Origin of the sequence: Streptomyces sp. 1114.5, from assembly GCF_003635085.1 — a bacterium.
Classification (GTDB): Bacteria; Actinomycetota; Actinomycetes; order Streptomycetales; family Streptomycetaceae; genus Kitasatospora.
Genome location: NZ_RBXE01000004.1, coordinates 192,696 through 207,637 on the forward strand (window position 1 = coordinate 192,696; position 14,942 = coordinate 207,637).

A 14,942-nucleotide genomic window follows, 5' to 3' on the forward strand; every position below is an offset into this window, starting at 1 on the left:
CCGAGTCCCACCGAGTTCGCCGAGGCCCGGCGCCTGACGCAGCCGCACCCGGCAGACCAACCGCCGTGCGCCCCGACGCCGCCCCGCAACCCGCCGTCCGGCACCACCTCGGATCGCCCGCCGCCCGAACGCGGCCGACCGACCCCGCCACCACCTGATCAGCCGCCCGGGCCGTCCACCGGCCCCGTTGGAGGGACCCCCCGTGACCATCCGCAGTCTCCGCACCCTGCTCGCGGACGACCCCGACGTCGGCGCCGGCAACGTCCTGACCGCCCGGATCGCGCTCGGCCTGGACGTCGACGAGCCGCTGCTCACCTTCGACACCCCGGTGGACGACCACTCCGCCTGGCAGCCGTTCACGCTGCGCGAGCTCGACCGCGCCGTACGGGCCCGCGCCGCCGCCCTGCACGCGCTCGGCATCACCCCGCGCGACCCGGTCGTGGTCTACGCGAGTGACGCCGCCGACCACGTCCTCGCCTTCCTCGCACTGGCCCGGCTCGGCGCCATCCCCGCACTGCTCAACCCCAACCTGGACGGCGAGCGCGCCGCCCGCTACACCGCCCGGCTCGGCGCGGCCGGCGTCCTCGCCGACCCGGCCCACCTGGCCGCACTGGCCGGCCACGACCCGGGCGCGCCGCTGCTACCCGAGATCGCCACCCTCGGCGCGGGCGACCCGGACGCCGCACCGGCCCCGTACCGGCACTGGTCCGGCGACCCGGTGGCGATCACCCACTCCTCCGGCACCACCGGGATGCCCAAGGCCGTGGTCCACTCGCACGCGAGCCTGTACGCGGCGATCCGCCACCGGCTGCGGCTGCCCCGCCCGCAGGGCCAGGACCGGATGCTCAGCGCCCTGCCCGCCCCGCACGCCGCGACCGTGATCGCGCTCAACCTCGCCCTCAGCTCGCACACCCGACTGGCCTTCCTGTCACGGCAGTCCGGCGACGGCGTACTGGCGGCGATCGAGCAGTGGCGACCCACCGGGGTGATCGGCTTCGCCGCCACCTGGGCCGACCTCGCCCGCCACGACCTCGCCGCCCGGGACCTGACCTCCGTCGCGCTCTGGTGGAACACCGGCGACTGCGCCCACGAGGTGCACATCCGCCGGCTGATCGCCACCGGCAGCCGGGAGACCGTCACCCGCGCGGGCCGCTCCCGGGTACCCGGCTCCCAGTTCGTGGACGGCCTCGGCTCCACCGAGATGGGCCACTCGCACTTCTTCATCACCCACGGGCCCGGCACCGAACGCTACGGCCGCTGCGTCGGGCGCCCGCACGCCTTCGTCGACTGCGAGGTGGTCGGTCCGGACGGCGAACCCCTCGGCCCCGGCGAGGTCGGCGAACTCGCCACCGCCTCACCGACCTTGGCCCTCGGCTACTGGAACGACTCGGCCACCACCTTCCGCACCCGGATCCGCGGCCGCTTCCTCACCGGGGACCTGATGTACCGGGACGAGGAGGGCTACTACTACCACGTCGACCGCGCCGTCGACTCGGTCGAACTCGACGGCGGCAAGCGGCTCTTCACCGCGATGTCGGAGGAGCGGGTGCTGGCCGCCTGCCCGGAGGTGCTGGACTGCACGGTGGTGGCCGTCCGGGACGGCGAGCAGGTGGTCACCGACGTGCTGCTGCTCCTCGCCGAGGGCGCCGACCCGTCCGCGGACCACACCGAGGCGGTCGTCGCGGCCCTGGACGAGGCCGCCGCCGCGACCGTCCGGCGGGTGCTGGTGGTCTCCCCGGACGACATCCCGCTCGGCCCGACCGGAAAGGTCCGCAAGGTCCTGCTGCGCGAGCGCCACCTCGCGGCGGTGGACGCGTGAGCGCCGGCACACGTGCCCGCACCGGCGTCGTCGTCACCGGCATCGGCCTGGTCTCCCCGCTCGGCCGCAAGCCCGCCGAGGTGTTCGAGGCGCTGACCGCCAGCCGCTCCGGCCTCCGGGCCGTACCCGAGGGCCACGCCGCGCACGGCTGGCTGCCCGCCGCCGGGATCGCCCCCGCCGTGGACGGCCGGGAGGTGCTGCCGCCCACCGAGACCCGCGGCGTGGACCGCTTCGTGCTGCTCGGCCTGGCCGCCGCCGACGACGCGCTCGCCGACGCCGGCCTGGTGGTCGGCCGGGACGCCGACCCGCACCGCACCGCCGTGGTGCTGGCCACCGGCGGCGGCGGACTGGAGACCTTCGAGCAGCAGTCGCACCGCCGCCTGGAGCGCGGGCGCCCCGGCGTCAGCCCGTACCTGCTGCCCGGCATGCTCTCCAACATGGCCGCCGCCCGGGTCGCCATCAAGCACGGCATCCGGGGCTACAGCTCCGCCGTGGTGACGGCCTGCGCGGCCGGCGCCCAGGCGATCGCCGAGGGACTGCGGCTGATCCGGGCCGGCGACGCCGACGTGGTGGTGTGCGGCGGCACCGAGTCCTCGCTGCACCCCACCATCGCCGCCGCCTTCACCAACGCCCGTGCCCTGGCCCAGGGTTGGGCGGACCCGGAGCAGGCGAGCCGGCCGTTCGACAGCCGCCGCAACGGCTTCGTGCTGGGCGAGGGCAGCGCCGTCCTGGTCCTGGAACGCGCCGAGCACGCCGACGCGCGCGGCGCCGCCGGCTACGCGGACGTCCTCGGCTGGGGCGCCTCCACCGACGCCCACCACCCGACCATGCCCCGCCCCGACGGCAGCGGCGCCGCCGACGCGATGCGCACCGCGCTCGCCAACGCGGGCCTGACCCCGGGCGACATCGACTACGTGAACGCCCACGGCACCGGCACCCGGCTCGGTGACGTGGCCGAGACCGCAGCGCTGCGCGCCGTCTTCGGCGGGCAGCCGCCCGCGGTCAGCTCCACCAAGGGCGCCACCGGCCATCTCCTGGGCGCCGCAGGCGCGTTGGAGGCGGCGGTGACCGCCCTGGCGGTGGCGAGGGGGACGCTGCCGCCCACGCTCAACCTGACCGACCCCGACCCGGCCTGCGAGCTGGACCACGTCCGGGGCGCCGCCCGGAGCACCCCGGTGCGCGCCGCACTGAGCAACGCCTTCGCCTTCGGCGGCCACAACCTCAGCCTCATCCTCGGCCCGGCCTCCACCCGCACCGCCCGGTAGCTCACGACAGCCGGCCCGATCCTCGACCCGCCCATCCCTCCGGGGGGAGATCCCGTTGTCCATCCAGACCATCACCCACGCCGAGTTCCACTGCGCGGACGCGGACAAGACCGCGACCGAACTCTGCGCCGACTACGGCTTCACCGCCGACACCCCGTCGATCGGCCCGGGCGGCACCCGCAGCATCGAACTGCGCCAGGGCACGATCCGGCTGCACCTGACCTCCGCCGCCGCCCCCGAGCACCCGGTGGCCGACTTCGTCGCCCGCCACGGGGACGGCGTCGCCGTACTCGCCCTCGGCTGCACCGACCCGCAGGCCGCGCTGGAGCGGGCCGAGCGGCACGGCGCCCGGGTGCTGGACCGGGCCGGCGCCCTGATCGCCGGCTTCGGCGACACCGCACTGCGCCTCGTCCCGCTGCGCACCGCCGAACCGGGCCCGGAGCCCCGGCTGCTGGACCACCTCGACCACGTCGCGATCTGCCTCCCGGCCGGCCGGCTCGCCGAAGCCGTCCGGTTCTGCGAGGCCGCGCTCGGCTTCCACACGATCTTCGAGGAGTACATCGAGGTCGGCGAGCAGGCGATGGACTCCAAGGTCGTGCAGAGCCCGTCCGGCGCCGTCACCTTCACCCTGATCGAGCCCGACACCGGCCGCCGCCCCGGCCAGATCGACGACTTCCTCTCCGCCCACGGCGGCGCCGGCGTCCAGCACCTCGCCTTCAGCACCCGCGACATCACCACCGCCGTACGGACCGTCCGGGCCCGCGGGGTGGAGTTCCTGACCACCCCGGGGGCCTACTTCGACGTGCTGGCCGAGCGCTTCGGCGAGACGGCCATTCCGGTGGAGACCCTGCGCGACCTGCACGTCCTGGTCGACCAGGACCACGGCGGCCAGCTGTTCCAGATCTTCGCCCGCTCGACACACCCCAGGCGCACCTTCTTCCTCGAACTGATCGAGCGTCAGGGGGCGGGTACCTTCGGCACCGCGAACATCAAGGCCCTGTACGAGGCCATCAGGCGGCACAGCTCGGCCGCCTCCGCCCTCTGATCCCCCGCCCCCGCCCCCACCCCCGAAGGAGGCCCGCACGATGACCGAGACCGCCGAGTTCCGGCTCACCGAGGCCGAGCGCGCCCTGCTGCCCACCGCCGAGGAGGTGGCCCACTACCGCGAGCACGGCTGGTACCTGTCCCGCCGGCTGTTCAGCGACGAGGAGCTGGACGCCCTGCAGGCCGCCACCGAGCTGTACTACGCGGGCCACCGCGACCGCGAACTGCCCGTCCGGCCACCCAGGTTGGCCTCCTGGCAGCCCTCGGACGGGCCCGTCCAGCGGCACAACGACTACGTCCACTACGAGAGCGACGCCATCGGCGCGATCCTGCGCAAGCCGCTGGTCGGCGCGGTGGCCGCGCTGCTCGCCGGGGCGCAGGAGATCCGGATCTTCCAGGCCACCCTGATCTACAAACCGCCGGTGCCCGGCGAGCCCAGCAACCAGGTGCCGTGGCACTTCGACAAGCACTACTGGCAGACCAGCACCTCGCCCGACATGCTCACCGCCTTCATCCCGTTCCACGACTGCCGCGAGGAGAACGGCACCATCACCATGGTCGACGGCAGCCACCGCTGGCAGGAACTGCCCTCCGGCGAGGACTCCACCCGGCACTTCGCCGACCGCGATCGCGCCGAGCTGGACGGCATCCTGGCCGCCAACGCCGCTCACAACGGGCAGCAGGTACGCAAGGTCCCGATGCCGATCCCGCGCGGCCACGTCTCCTTCCACCACTGCCGCACCTACCACGGCAGCGGCCCCAACCTGGCCTCCCACCCGCGCCGGGCCGTCTCGCTGCACCTGCAGGACGGCGCCAACGAGTACCGCCGGCACGACCGGGGCGACGGCAGCCCGGTGGTGTACAACCACGACGTGCTGGTGCGCCGCACCGCCGACGGCCGGCCGGACTACGCCGACCCGGACTTCTGCCCGGCGATCTGGCGGGGACGGCCGTGACCGCTCCCCTGATGTCAACGGCCGGGCCCCGCAGTCCCGCAGCGCCGATCACTACCTCCCCGAGTGCCCCCGCCGCGAGCGACCCCGCCCCGCTCGGCACGCCCGTTGAGCGCTACCGGATGCTGCGGCTGATCCGCGGCTTCGAGGAGCTGGCGCTCACCCTGGTGAAGTCCGGCGCGATCCCCGGCGGCATCCACCCGTACATCGGGCAGGAGGCCGTCGCGGTCGGCGTCTGCTCGGCCCTGGGCCCGGCCGACCGGCTCACCAGCACCCACCGCGGGCACGGCCACGTGCTCGCCCGGGGCGCCGCGCCGCACCGGCTGCTCGCCGAACTCCTGGGCCGGGTCGACGGGTTGAACGGCGGCCGGGGCGGTTCCATGCACGCCGCCGACCTCTCGCTGGGCATCCTCGGCGCCAACGGCATCGTCGGCGCGGGCGCCCCGATCGCCGTCGGCGCCGCCTGGGCGGCCCGGCAGGCGCAGAACGAGCAGGCGCAGAACGACCACGCTCGGAACGACCACGCTCGGAACGAGTGCGAGCCGCGTGGACAACTCCCCGTCGCGGTGGCCTTCTTCGGCGACGGCGCGCTCAACCAGGGCGTCCTGCTGGAGTCGTTCAACCTCGCCGCGATGTGGCGACTGCCGGTGCTGTTCGTCTGCGAGAACAACGGCTACGCCACCACCCTGCCCGCTGCCACCGCCGTCGCGGGCAGCGCCACCGGGCGGGCGGCCGCGTTCGGCATCCCCGCCGAGGAGGTGGACGGCATGGACACCGAGGCCGTCCGCGCCGCCGCCCTGCGCGCCGTCCGGCGGGCCCGCGACGGCCACGGCCCCGGCTTCCTGGAGTGCCGCACCTACCGCTACGAGGGCCACCACACCATGGAGCGCCGGATGAAGCTGCGCTACCGCGCCCCCGAGGAGGTCGAGGCCTGGCGCGCACGCGACCCGCTCCCCCGGGCCGCCGCCCTGCTCGACCCCGGCGCGGCCGCTGCCCTGGACCGCGCGGTGGCCGAACAGCTCGCCGCCGCCGAGGAGTTCGCGCTCGGCTCCGAACACCCGGACCCGGCGGGCGCGTTGGACCACCTGTACGCCGACGGGCTGCGACCCCGGGCGGGAGCGACACCGTGACCAGGCTCTCCTACACCAAGGCGCTCAACCGGGCGCTGGCCGACGAACTCGCCGCCGACCCGGCGGTCTGCGTCTTCGGCGAGGACATCGGCGCCGGTCTGGCCGGGCCCACGCTCGGCCTGCTGGAGCGCTTCGGCCCGGGGCGGATCGTCGACACCCCGCTGTCCGAGCAGGCCTTCACCGCGATGGCGGTCGGCGCGGCGCTCGCCGGCCGGCGGCCCGTGCTGGAGTTCCAGATCCCCTCGCTGCTGTTCCTGGTCTTCGAGCAACTCGTCAACCAGGCCCACAAGTTCTCGCTGATGACCGGCGGCCAGGCGGCCGTCCCGCTGACCTGCCTGGTGCCGGGGTCGGGCTCCCGGGACGGCCGGGCGGGGCAGCACTCCGACCATCCGTACAGCCTGTTCGCGCACGCCGGCATCAAGACCGTGGTGCCCGCCACCCCGACGGACGCCTACGGGCTGCTGCGCTCGGCGATCCGGGATCCGGACCCGGTCATGGTGTTCGCCCCCGCCGCCGCCCTGCCGGTGCGCGAGACCGTCACCCGGGACCTCGCGCCCGTCCCACTCGGCCGCGCCCGGGTCCACCGGCCGGGCACCGACGTCACCGTGGTCGCGGTCGGCCACCTGGTGCACGACGCGCTCGCGGTGGCGGAGGAGGTCGCCGCGGACCTCTCCGTCGAGGTGCTCGACCCGCGCACGCTCCACCCGCTCGACCGGGCCGCGCTCGCCACCTCGCTGGAGCGCACCGGCCGACTGGTCGTGTTCGACGACTCCAACCGCAGCTGCGGCTTCGGTGCGGAGGTGCTGGCCACCGCCGCCGAGGAGCTGCGCCTGATCGCCCCGCCCCGCCGGATCACCCGCCCCGACGGCGCTGTCCTGCCCTTCGCCCCGGCCCTCGACCGGGCCGTCCAGCCGGGCCGCGAGCAACTGCGGCACGCACTGTACGGCGTCATGAAGCACCACTGACACAGGCACCACCGAATAGTCACCACCGAATCAGGCACCGCCGACCGATGCGCCACCGACCGATGCGCCACCGACCGACAAGGAGTCCGCATGTCCGCCAACCGCTACCACTGGGACCGCTCCCACCCCGGACTGACCAGCCTGCAACGGGCCATCGACCCGCTGCGCCGCGAGGTGGTCGGCCACTCCGTGTACCGCGGGCTCGACAGCATCGAGCGCGTCCGCACCTTCCTGAACAGCCACGTCTTCGCCGTCTGGGACTTCATGTCGCTGCTGAAGAGCCTGCAGCGCGACCTGACCTGCGTGGACGTCCCGTGGGTGCCGAACGGCCCGACCGCGAGCCGCCGGCTGATCAACGAGATCGTGCTGGTCGAGGAGAGCGACGAACTGGGCGAGGGCTACACCAGCCACTTCGAGCTGTACCTGGAGGGCATGCGCCAGGCCGGCGCGAACCCCCGCCCAGTGGAGGAGTTCCTGGACCTGCTGGGTGCCGGCACCGCCGTGCCGGACGCCCTCAAGACGGCCGAAGTCCCGCAGGCCGCCGTCGACTTCACCGGCACCACCTGGTCCGTCATCGAGAACGCCCCGGTGCACTGCCGGGCCGCGGCCTTCGCCTTCGGCCGCGAGGACCTGATCCCGGAGATGTTCGCCCAGGTGATCGCGATCGACGACCCGGACGGCGTGCTCACCGTCTTCAAGGACTACCTGGCCCGGCACATCGAGGTCGACGGCGAGCAGCACACGCCGATGGCGATGCAGATGCTGATCGACCTGTGCGGGGACGACCAGGCCAAGTGGGACTCCTGCGCCGAGACCGTCCGAACCGCGCTGCAGGCCAGGTCCCGGCTCTGGAGTGCGATCGAGCGCTCCTTCCCGGCCGCCTCGGCCGGGTGACGTCCGCCTCGGAGCACTCTGGGCCTCAGAGCACCTTGGGCAGGACGGCCGAGGACGTGGGCGGCTCGTCGGCCACCGACCGGTAGCGGTGCAGCGCCGCCCGGCCGTCCGCCCCGCGGACCCGGGCGGCGAGCCGGGCCGGCAGCACCACCGTGGTCAGGTACCCCTCGCCGCGGAAGCCTTCGACCGTCCAACTGACCCACGGCAGAGGGTAGTTGGCAGCGGGGCTGAAGAACACCGGGTGCTGCCCCTGGAACCGGACCCGGTAGGCGCCGAAGCGGCTCCAGTTGGAGAAGCTGAACCGGCGCGCCGCCGGGTCGAAGCCCAGCGGCACGCACGCGCGCAGCCGGGAGCGGCCGATCGCGGCCAGGAAGCCCAGGTTGGCACGGAGGTTGAGGTGCGCGGTCGGGAACTCCTCGACCGCCGCCCGCAGCGCGCCCGCGAGCGCCGCCGGGCCGTCCTGGGGCCGGTGCGGCAGATGGATCTCGCTGAGCAGGTTGCCGACCAGGGCCGGCGAGAGGCCCAGCCAGTGGCGGGCGTTGACCGGCACGGTCAGCATTCGCTCGGCGTCGTCGCCGTCCAACTCCCGCAGGGTGGTGAGGAGATGGGCGCAGAGCACGTCCCCGGAGGAGAGCCGGCGCCCGGCCGCGGCGCCGAACTGCCCGCGTATCCGGGCCACTTCCTCGTCAGTGAAGGCGATTTGGACGGTCCGGTTGGCCAGCGGACCGGCCGCCACCGTGCGGGCCAGCAGCTCCGCCTCCTCCGGTGAGGGCACCCGGAAGCCGGGCCGCCCGCAGTCCTCGGCGGGGAGCACCTGGGCGAGCAACGCATCCTGGTCGGCGACGAGTTCGGCCGCCGGCAGCGGGTCGCCCTCGACCGCCGCCGACCAGATCCGCAGCAGCAGCATGAAGCTGTGCAGGTCGCCGATCGCATGGTGCCAGGAGCAGCCGAGCACCGTCCCGCCGTCGGCGGTACGGGTGACGCGCACGGTGAGCAGCGGGGCGCCGCCGGTGCGGGCGGCCGGGGCGTCCACCGGGTCGACCAGCTCGGAACCGGGCGCCGCCACGCGGCCCATCGCCTCGGCGAGCGTGCCGTCCACGGCGTGGACCTCGAACGGCACGCCGCTGTCGTCGCAGACCGCCTCCAGTGCGCCGTCGACGGTGCGCAGGCGTCCGGCGAAGACCGGCACCCGGCCCAGCGCCCGGGCGAGGCCGGTGGCGAGCCGGTCGTCGTCCAGGGGCTGCTCGAAGCAGAGCACGACCGAGACGGCGAGGTCGGCGAGCATGGTGTCCATCAGCCCGCAGCGCAGCACCCGCCCGGTGGCGTGCCCGGCTCGAACCGTCCGGGAGCGCTGCAACCGGGGCCAGATGCTCATGGGTTCCGTTTCCGAAGCACTCGACGACACTCGGCAGGACTCGGACGTTCGGCTGCGCGCACCCGGCCGCACCCCGTGCGCGGGCACGCCGAACGATAGTGCCGCGCGCCCCAGTGGTCCAGTCCAATCCCGCAGTTCGGGAAGTCCTCCGGAAAGGCCCCGCGGACCACCGGGCGATAGAATGCCGACCATGGGAGAGCGCCCAGGCGCACTCACCGCGCCGCCCCTCGTCCTGGTCACCGACTCCGAGTCGCAGCTGATCGACCCGGCCCGGGCCTACCACCTCGGCCGCGACCCGACCAGCGAGATCGTGCTGGACGACCCCCGGGTCTCCTGGCACCACGCGATCCTGCGCGCCACCGAGGACCACTGGCTGCTGGAGGACGTCGGCAGTACGAACGGCACCTACGACCAGGGCCACCGGGTCACCCGCGAGGACGTCGGCCCCGGCACCCGGCTGCGTTTCGGCGACCCGGCCGACGGCCCCTCGGCGACCTTCGCCGGCCTGCCCGCCGCCGCCGCGCAGGAGCGCCCGTCGCTGGTCGCCCCGCAGAGCTCCGGCACCTTCCGCAGCCCCAGCGCGGTCCTCCAACTGCCGGGCCACACCGTGCGGATCGGCCGCTCGCACGACAACGACCTGGTGCTGGACGACCTGGTGGTCTCCCGGCACCACGCCGAGCTGCGCGAACTGCCCGACGGCAGCCACGAGATCGTCGACCTGGACAGCCACAACGGCACCTACCTCAACGGCCGCCCGGTCCACCAGGCCCCGGTCGGCCCGGCCGACATCGTCGGCATCGGCCACTCCGCGCTCTGCCTCTCCGACGGCCACCTGGTCGAGTACACCGACACCGGCGAGATCTCCCTGGACGTCCAGCACCTGGTGGTCCGGGTCGGCCCCGACCACCGGGTGCTGCTGGACGACGTCGGCTTCCCGCTCGCCGAGAAGGCGCTGCTCGCGGTAGCCGGCCCGAGCGGCGCGGGCAAGTCCACCCTGCTCAACGCGCTCACCGGGCTGCGCCCCGCCGACGAGGGCACGGTGCTGTACGACGGGCGCGACCTCTACCGCGACTACGCCGAACTGCGCCGCCGGATCGGCCTGGTGCCGCAGGACGACATCCTGCACACCCAGCTCACCGTCCGCCGAGCCCTGTCCTACGCCGCCGAGCTGCGCTTCCCCGGCGACACCGACCCGCACGAGCGGGAGGCCAGGGTCCGGGAGGTGATCCACGAGCTGGGCCTGGACGCCCGGTCCGACCAGGTGATCGCCAGCCTCTCCGGCGGCCAGCGCAAGCGGGTCAGCGTGGCCCTGGAACTGCTCACCAAGCCGTCCCTGCTCTTCCTCGACGAACCGACCTCCGGCCTGGACCCGGGCATGGAGCGCTCGGTGATGCACATGCTGCGCGGGCTGGCCGACGACGGCCGCACGGTGGTCGTGGTGACGCACAGCGTGCTGAGCCTGAACGTCTGCGACCGGCTGCTGGTGCTGGCCCCTGGCGGGCGGACGGCGTACTACGGGCCGCCCGGCGAGGCGCTCGACTACTTCGGCTACCAGGAGTGGCCGGAGGCCTTCGAGGCCTTCGAGAACGAGGAGCACGCCGAGTGGCAGAGCCGCTTCCGCGCCTCGCCCCAGTACCTGCGGTACGTGGCGGCGGAGGCCGTGCCCTCGGTGCCCTACGCCCCGGCGCCCGTCCCTGCTGCCGCCGGCCGCGCGCGGGCACCGGAGCAGGCACCCGGCAGGGCAGCGGCGATCGGACCGGAGATCGGCCGGGAGAAGCCGCAGGGCTGGTTCGCCCAGCTGGGCACCCTGGTGCGCCGGTACGCCTCGGTACTGGCCGCCGACCGGCTGTTCCTCACCATCATGGTGGTGCTGCCGTTCGTCATCGGCCTGATGTGCCGGGTGATGGCCGGCTCCCGCCTCACCCCGGTCAACGCCGTCAACTGCCTGCTCACGCTCTGCATCGGCGGGTTGCTGACCGGCGCCGCCAACTCGGTGCGTGAGCTGGTCAAGGAGCGCGCGATCTACCAGCGGGAACGCGTGGTGGGGCTGTCCAGATCGGCCTACCTGGTCTCGAAGGTGATGGTCCTCGGCATCGTCACGGTGGGTCAGGCCGCGGTGCTCACCGTGGTCGGCCTGGCCGGGGTGAACCTCTCCTCGGCGGTGCCGACCGGCGTCGTGATGCCCCAGCTGCCCGAACTGATCATCGCGGTCGCGCTGCTCGCGTTCTCGGCGATGATGCTCGGCCTGGTGGTCTCCGCGCTCGTGGACAAGGAGGAGGCCACCATGCCGCTGCTGGTCCTCCTGTCCGTCGTGCAGATCGTCTTCAGCGGCCTGATGCTCAAACTCCACGGTGTCCCCGGGCTGGAGCAGTTCGCCTGGCTGATCCCGTCCCGCTGGGGCATGTCGGCGATGGCCCGTACCGTCCAGCTGCACACGCTGTTCCCGAACGACATCACCGCGGACCCGATGTTCCGGCACGAGCGCTCCGGCTGGCTGTTCAGCATCGTCCTGCTGCCGCTGCTGTCGGCCGCGTACGGGGTGCTGGTCCTGGCCCTGCTGCGGCGGCACGAGCCCACGATCATGCGCAAGTAGCCTGCCCGACCTCTCCGGAGCCGGGTACCCCACCGATCGTGCACCGTCGGCGACGCCGGGTCGGCCCCGGCCTCCCCCGGTAGAGTGGGAGAGGACCTGTGGAGCGAGTCGTGCCGCGCGCGGCGGGGGTCGCGCGGCGGAGGAAATGTAGCCGCCCATGGACGAGTTCGCGTTGCGCCCGACCCACGTCGCCCCGCCGGGCGGGATGGCCTCCTGGGCCGCCCCCGACCCGGGACGCCCCTCCGCCCGGCTGGATGCCCTGCTCCCGCTGCAACTGCTCGGCCGCCAGGGCGACTGGGCGCAGGTGCTGTGCTCCAACGGCTGGACCACCTGGGTGGACGGCCGACTGCTGGTCGCCCTCCCGCAGCCGCCGCCCGCGGCCGGGGGCCCGCCGGCCCGGACCGCGGACCCGCGGCCCGCCCTCGCCGAGGCCGAGAGCACGCTGGCCCGCTACCGCACCCTGCTGGAGGACCTGGCGGCGGGCACGCTCGACCTGGAGAGCTTCCGGGAGCGCTCGCGCGGCCTGCGGATCGGCCTGGTGGTGGACGGCGAGGAGCTGTGGGTCTTCGACCCGGTGCACGACCGCTGGTGCTACTGCGACGGGCTGCAGCTCCAGACCTACGCGGCCACCGACCGGCCGCCGCCGTCCGCCGCACCGCGGCCGGCCTCCACCCCTGCGCCCGCGCCCGCGCCGACCCCCGCGCCCGGCGCCTCGCCGGCTCCGGGACCGGCTCCCGCAGCGGCCCCGGCTCCGGTGCACAGCCCGTACGCCCCCACCCGGACGAGTGAGCCGTGACCTCCGAGCGGCCGTCCGCGCCCAGCCTGCCCGCCGGCCTGGTCGGGCGGAAGGTCGCGGGCTACCGACTGGAGAGCGAGATCGGGCGCGGCGGGATGGCCGTGGTCTACCGGGCCAAGGACCTGCGGCTCGGCCGAACCGTCGCGGTCAAGCTGCTGGCCCCCGAACTGGCCCGCAACGAGGTGTTCCGGCAGCGCTTCATGCACGAGTCCGAGGCCGCCGCCGCCATCGACCACCCGCACATCATCCCGGTGTTCCAGGCGGGCGAGCACGACGGCATCCTGTTCATCGCCATGCGCTACGTCGAGGGAGGCGACCTGCGCGCCCTGCTCAGCCGCAGCGGCCCGCTGCCCGCCCCGCGGGCCACCCGACTGGCCCTGCAGATCGCCTCCGCCCTGGACGCCGCACACGACCACGACCTGGTGCACCGGGACGTCAAACCGGGCAACGTGCTGGTCGCCGCCGGGACGGACAGCGAGCACCCCGAGCACCTGTACCTGGCGGACTTCGGGCTGACCAAGAAGTCCCTCTCGCTGAGCGGGCTGACCAGCGTCGGCCAGATCGTCGGGACGCTCGACTACGCGGCGCCCGAGCAGATCTCCGGCAAGCCCCTGGACGGGCGCTGCGACCAGTACAGCCTCGGCTGCGTGGTCTTCGAGATGCTCGCGGGCACCCCGCCGTTCCGGCGGGAGAGCGACCTCGCCCTGCTCTGGGCGCACCTCAACGACCCGCCGCCCGCCCTGCGCGAGCACCGGCCCGACCTGTCGGACGCCCTGGCTGCGGTGGTCGCCCGGGCCCTCGCCAAGACGCCCGACGAGCGGTACGCGAGCTGCCTGCAGTTCGTCGCCGAGCTGCGCGCCGCGACCGCCGCCGAGGACGCCCCGGCCGGGGGACGGTGGGGCGGCGGCGGGCCGCCCACCCAGGTCGTCCCGGTGGCCTCCCCGGGCGGCCCCCGGGCGGTGCCGGAGCCGCCGGCCTGGGCCGTACCCGTCGTCCACCCGCCGTCCTGGTCACCCGTACCGTCCGCGTCGTTCGCACCGGCCGCCCCGTACCCGCCCTACGGCCCGTACGGACCCGCCGCACCCGGCGCACCGTCCGCGCCCGCCGAACCGGGCGGGAACCGCTCAGCAGGGAGCCGCCCCACATGGACGCCGTGAGCCAGGTCTTCGCCATGGTCGCCGCCGCGATCCACCTCATCGTGTGGCCGCTGGAGAGCTTCCTGTACGGACACCCCCGGGTGCGCTACCTGCTCACCGGCAACACGGCGGACGCCCCGGAGGTCCGGCTGTGGCGCTTCAACGTGGGCTTCTACAACCTGTTCCTGGCGCTCGGCCTGGTCACGGGCCTGGTCCTGCTGCACACCGGGCACAGCAGCGCGGGCCGACCGGTGATCCTCTACATCGCCGCGTTCATGGTCGCGGGCGGGACCACCCTGGTCGTCTCGGAGCCCAAGCTGTGGCGCGGCGCGCTCGGCCAGGCCGTCCCGGCGGCGGTGATCCTCCTGGCCGAGGCCTTCTGACGGCACATCACGTGTTTCACCGCCAACCGACGGGGCTACAATCCGCCTGCCCCGCGAGGGTCGCGGCGGCGCCAGGGGGTGGCGGCAGTGGGCAAGTTCCCGATCGACGACCGGTACGTCGTCAGCCTCGGTTGCCGGGTGAGCATCGAGCACGGCCCCACCGGGACCAAGGTCGAGTGGAGCGTCGCGCACCTGCCGAAGGGCGGCTCTCCCCGGCCCGCCGCCGGGGACCGGGACGTGGGCATCATCTGTCCGCGCTGCAGACGGGCGTTCTCGGTTCGGGTGGAGACCGCCACCAAGGCTCGGGTCAAGCAGCGGGTCCAACGGGTGCTCGGCTGGCTGCTGTTGCTCTCGCTGCTGGTCACCGTCCCGCTGCTGATCCAGCAGGGCGGCCAGACCGTCGAGGAGGGCCACGACCAGGCGGCCGTGGCCGACATCGGCCTGCTGCTCACCCTGGCCGCCGTCGGCGCCATCGTGGGCCCCTCGCTGTTGGCCACGGCGGGCCTGCACCACGGGGTCAAGAAGCTCCGGCACCTCGGGGACGACGGCCGCAAGAGCGTGTGGGTACAGGGCCACCGGCTGTTCTGAG

General features: G+C 74.3%; 13 protein-coding genes. 12 read left to right on the forward strand and 1 reads right to left on the reverse strand.

Annotated features, from left to right (window positions below; all coding sequences use genetic code 11):
- Window positions 1-202: 202 nt before the first annotated feature.
- From BX285_RS35960 to BX285_RS35990, 7 genes are all read left to right on the forward strand, one after another.
- On the forward strand, window positions 203-1,819 hold the full coding sequence (locus BX285_RS35960) for a class I adenylate-forming enzyme family protein (RefSeq protein ID WP_121179685.1): 1,617 nt from the start codon (window positions 203-205) through the stop codon (window positions 1,817-1,819).
- A complete protein-coding gene (locus BX285_RS35965; protein ID WP_121179686.1) occupies window positions 1,816-3,084 on the forward strand; it encodes a beta-ketoacyl synthase in 1,269 nt (422 codons plus the stop codon). The genes BX285_RS35960 and BX285_RS35965 overlap by 4 nt, the downstream gene beginning before the upstream one ends.
- 55 nt (window positions 3,085-3,139) lie before the next feature.
- Window positions 3,140-4,129 carry a 4-hydroxyphenylpyruvate dioxygenase gene (gene hppD, locus BX285_RS35970; protein WP_097234673.1) on the forward strand — a complete coding sequence of 330 codons (990 nt, stop codon included), beginning with the start codon at window positions 3,140-3,142 and terminating at the stop codon, window positions 4,127-4,129.
- 40 nt (window positions 4,130-4,169) lie between these two features.
- Window positions 4,170-5,084: a phytanoyl-CoA dioxygenase family protein gene (locus tag BX285_RS35975; protein WP_097234674.1), complete on the forward strand. Its 915-nt coding sequence runs from the start codon at window positions 4,170-4,172 to the stop codon at window positions 5,082-5,084.
- Window positions 5,081-6,211: a thiamine pyrophosphate-dependent dehydrogenase E1 component subunit alpha gene (locus BX285_RS35980; RefSeq protein WP_259471014.1), complete on the forward strand. Its 1,131-nt coding sequence runs from the start codon at window positions 5,081-5,083 to the stop codon at window positions 6,209-6,211. Before BX285_RS35975 ends, BX285_RS35980 begins: the two co-directional genes overlap by 4 nt.
- Entirely contained in the window at window positions 6,208-7,176 is a 969-nt protein-coding gene (locus BX285_RS35985) for an alpha-ketoacid dehydrogenase subunit beta (RefSeq protein WP_121179687.1), read from the forward strand. The genes BX285_RS35980 and BX285_RS35985 overlap by 4 nt, the downstream gene beginning before the upstream one ends.
- Before the next feature lie 90 nt (window positions 7,177-7,266).
- Entirely contained in the window at window positions 7,267-8,070 is an 804-nt protein-coding gene (locus BX285_RS35990; RefSeq protein ID WP_097234676.1) for a DUF3050 domain-containing protein, read from the forward strand.
- Between the two features lie 25 nt (window positions 8,071-8,095).
- On the opposite strand, the gene BX285_RS35995 is transcribed toward BX285_RS35990, so the two are convergent.
- Window positions 8,096-9,445, reverse strand: a complete 1,350-nt coding sequence (locus BX285_RS35995) for an acyltransferase (RefSeq protein ID WP_183107367.1) — start codon at window positions 9,443-9,445, stop codon at window positions 8,096-8,098.
- A gap of 190 nt (window positions 9,446-9,635) precedes the next feature.
- Here BX285_RS35995 and BX285_RS36000 point away from each other — a divergent pair, with 190 nt between their 5' ends.
- From BX285_RS36000 to BX285_RS36015, 5 genes are all read left to right on the forward strand, one after another.
- Window positions 9,636-12,038 (forward strand): FHA domain-containing protein, encoded by a 2,403-nt coding sequence (locus BX285_RS36000; RefSeq protein WP_121179689.1) that lies wholly within the window; start codon window positions 9,636-9,638, stop codon window positions 12,036-12,038.
- A gap of 157 nt (window positions 12,039-12,195) precedes the next feature.
- Entirely contained in the window at window positions 12,196-12,834 is a 639-nt protein-coding gene (locus BX285_RS37015) for a hypothetical protein (protein ID WP_147465304.1), read from the forward strand.
- Window positions 12,831-13,991 carry a serine/threonine-protein kinase gene (locus BX285_RS36005; protein WP_259471015.1) on the forward strand — a complete coding sequence of 387 codons (1,161 nt, stop codon included), beginning with the start codon at window positions 12,831-12,833 and terminating at the stop codon, window positions 13,989-13,991. The genes BX285_RS37015 and BX285_RS36005 overlap by 4 nt, the downstream gene beginning before the upstream one ends.
- A complete protein-coding gene (locus tag BX285_RS36010; RefSeq protein ID WP_121179690.1) occupies window positions 13,979-14,353 on the forward strand; it encodes a DUF1304 domain-containing protein in 375 nt (124 codons plus the stop codon). Before BX285_RS36005 ends, BX285_RS36010 begins: the two co-directional genes overlap by 13 nt.
- An 87-nt stretch (window positions 14,354-14,440) precedes the next feature.
- The gene (locus tag BX285_RS36015; protein ID WP_121179691.1) at window positions 14,441-14,941 is read left to right on the forward strand and encodes a hypothetical protein; all 501 of its coding nucleotides are present in this window, start codon (window positions 14,441-14,443) and stop codon (window positions 14,939-14,941) included.
- Window position 14,942: the final 1 nt, after the last annotated feature.

Bases quoted from the DNA above. Each gene is read 5' to 3' on its own strand.
- BX285_RS35975 (WP_097234674.1), top strand. From the start codon at position 4,170: ATGACCGAGACCGCCGAGTTCCGGCTCACCGAGGCCGAGCGCGCCCTG.
- BX285_RS35990 (WP_097234676.1), top strand. From the start codon at position 7,267: ATGTCCGCCAACCGCTACCACTGGGACCGCTCCCACCCCGGACTGACC.
- BX285_RS35995 (WP_183107367.1), bottom strand. From the start codon at position 9,445: ATGAGCATCTGGCCCCGGTTGCAGCGCTCCCGGACGGTTCGAGCCGGG.
- BX285_RS36000 (WP_121179689.1), top strand. From the start codon at position 9,636: ATGGGAGAGCGCCCAGGCGCACTCACCGCGCCGCCCCTCGTCCTGGTC.
- BX285_RS37015 (WP_147465304.1), top strand. From the start codon at position 12,196: ATGGACGAGTTCGCGTTGCGCCCGACCCACGTCGCCCCGCCGGGCGGG.
- BX285_RS36010 (WP_121179690.1), top strand. From the start codon at position 13,979: ATGGACGCCGTGAGCCAGGTCTTCGCCATGGTCGCCGCCGCGATCCAC.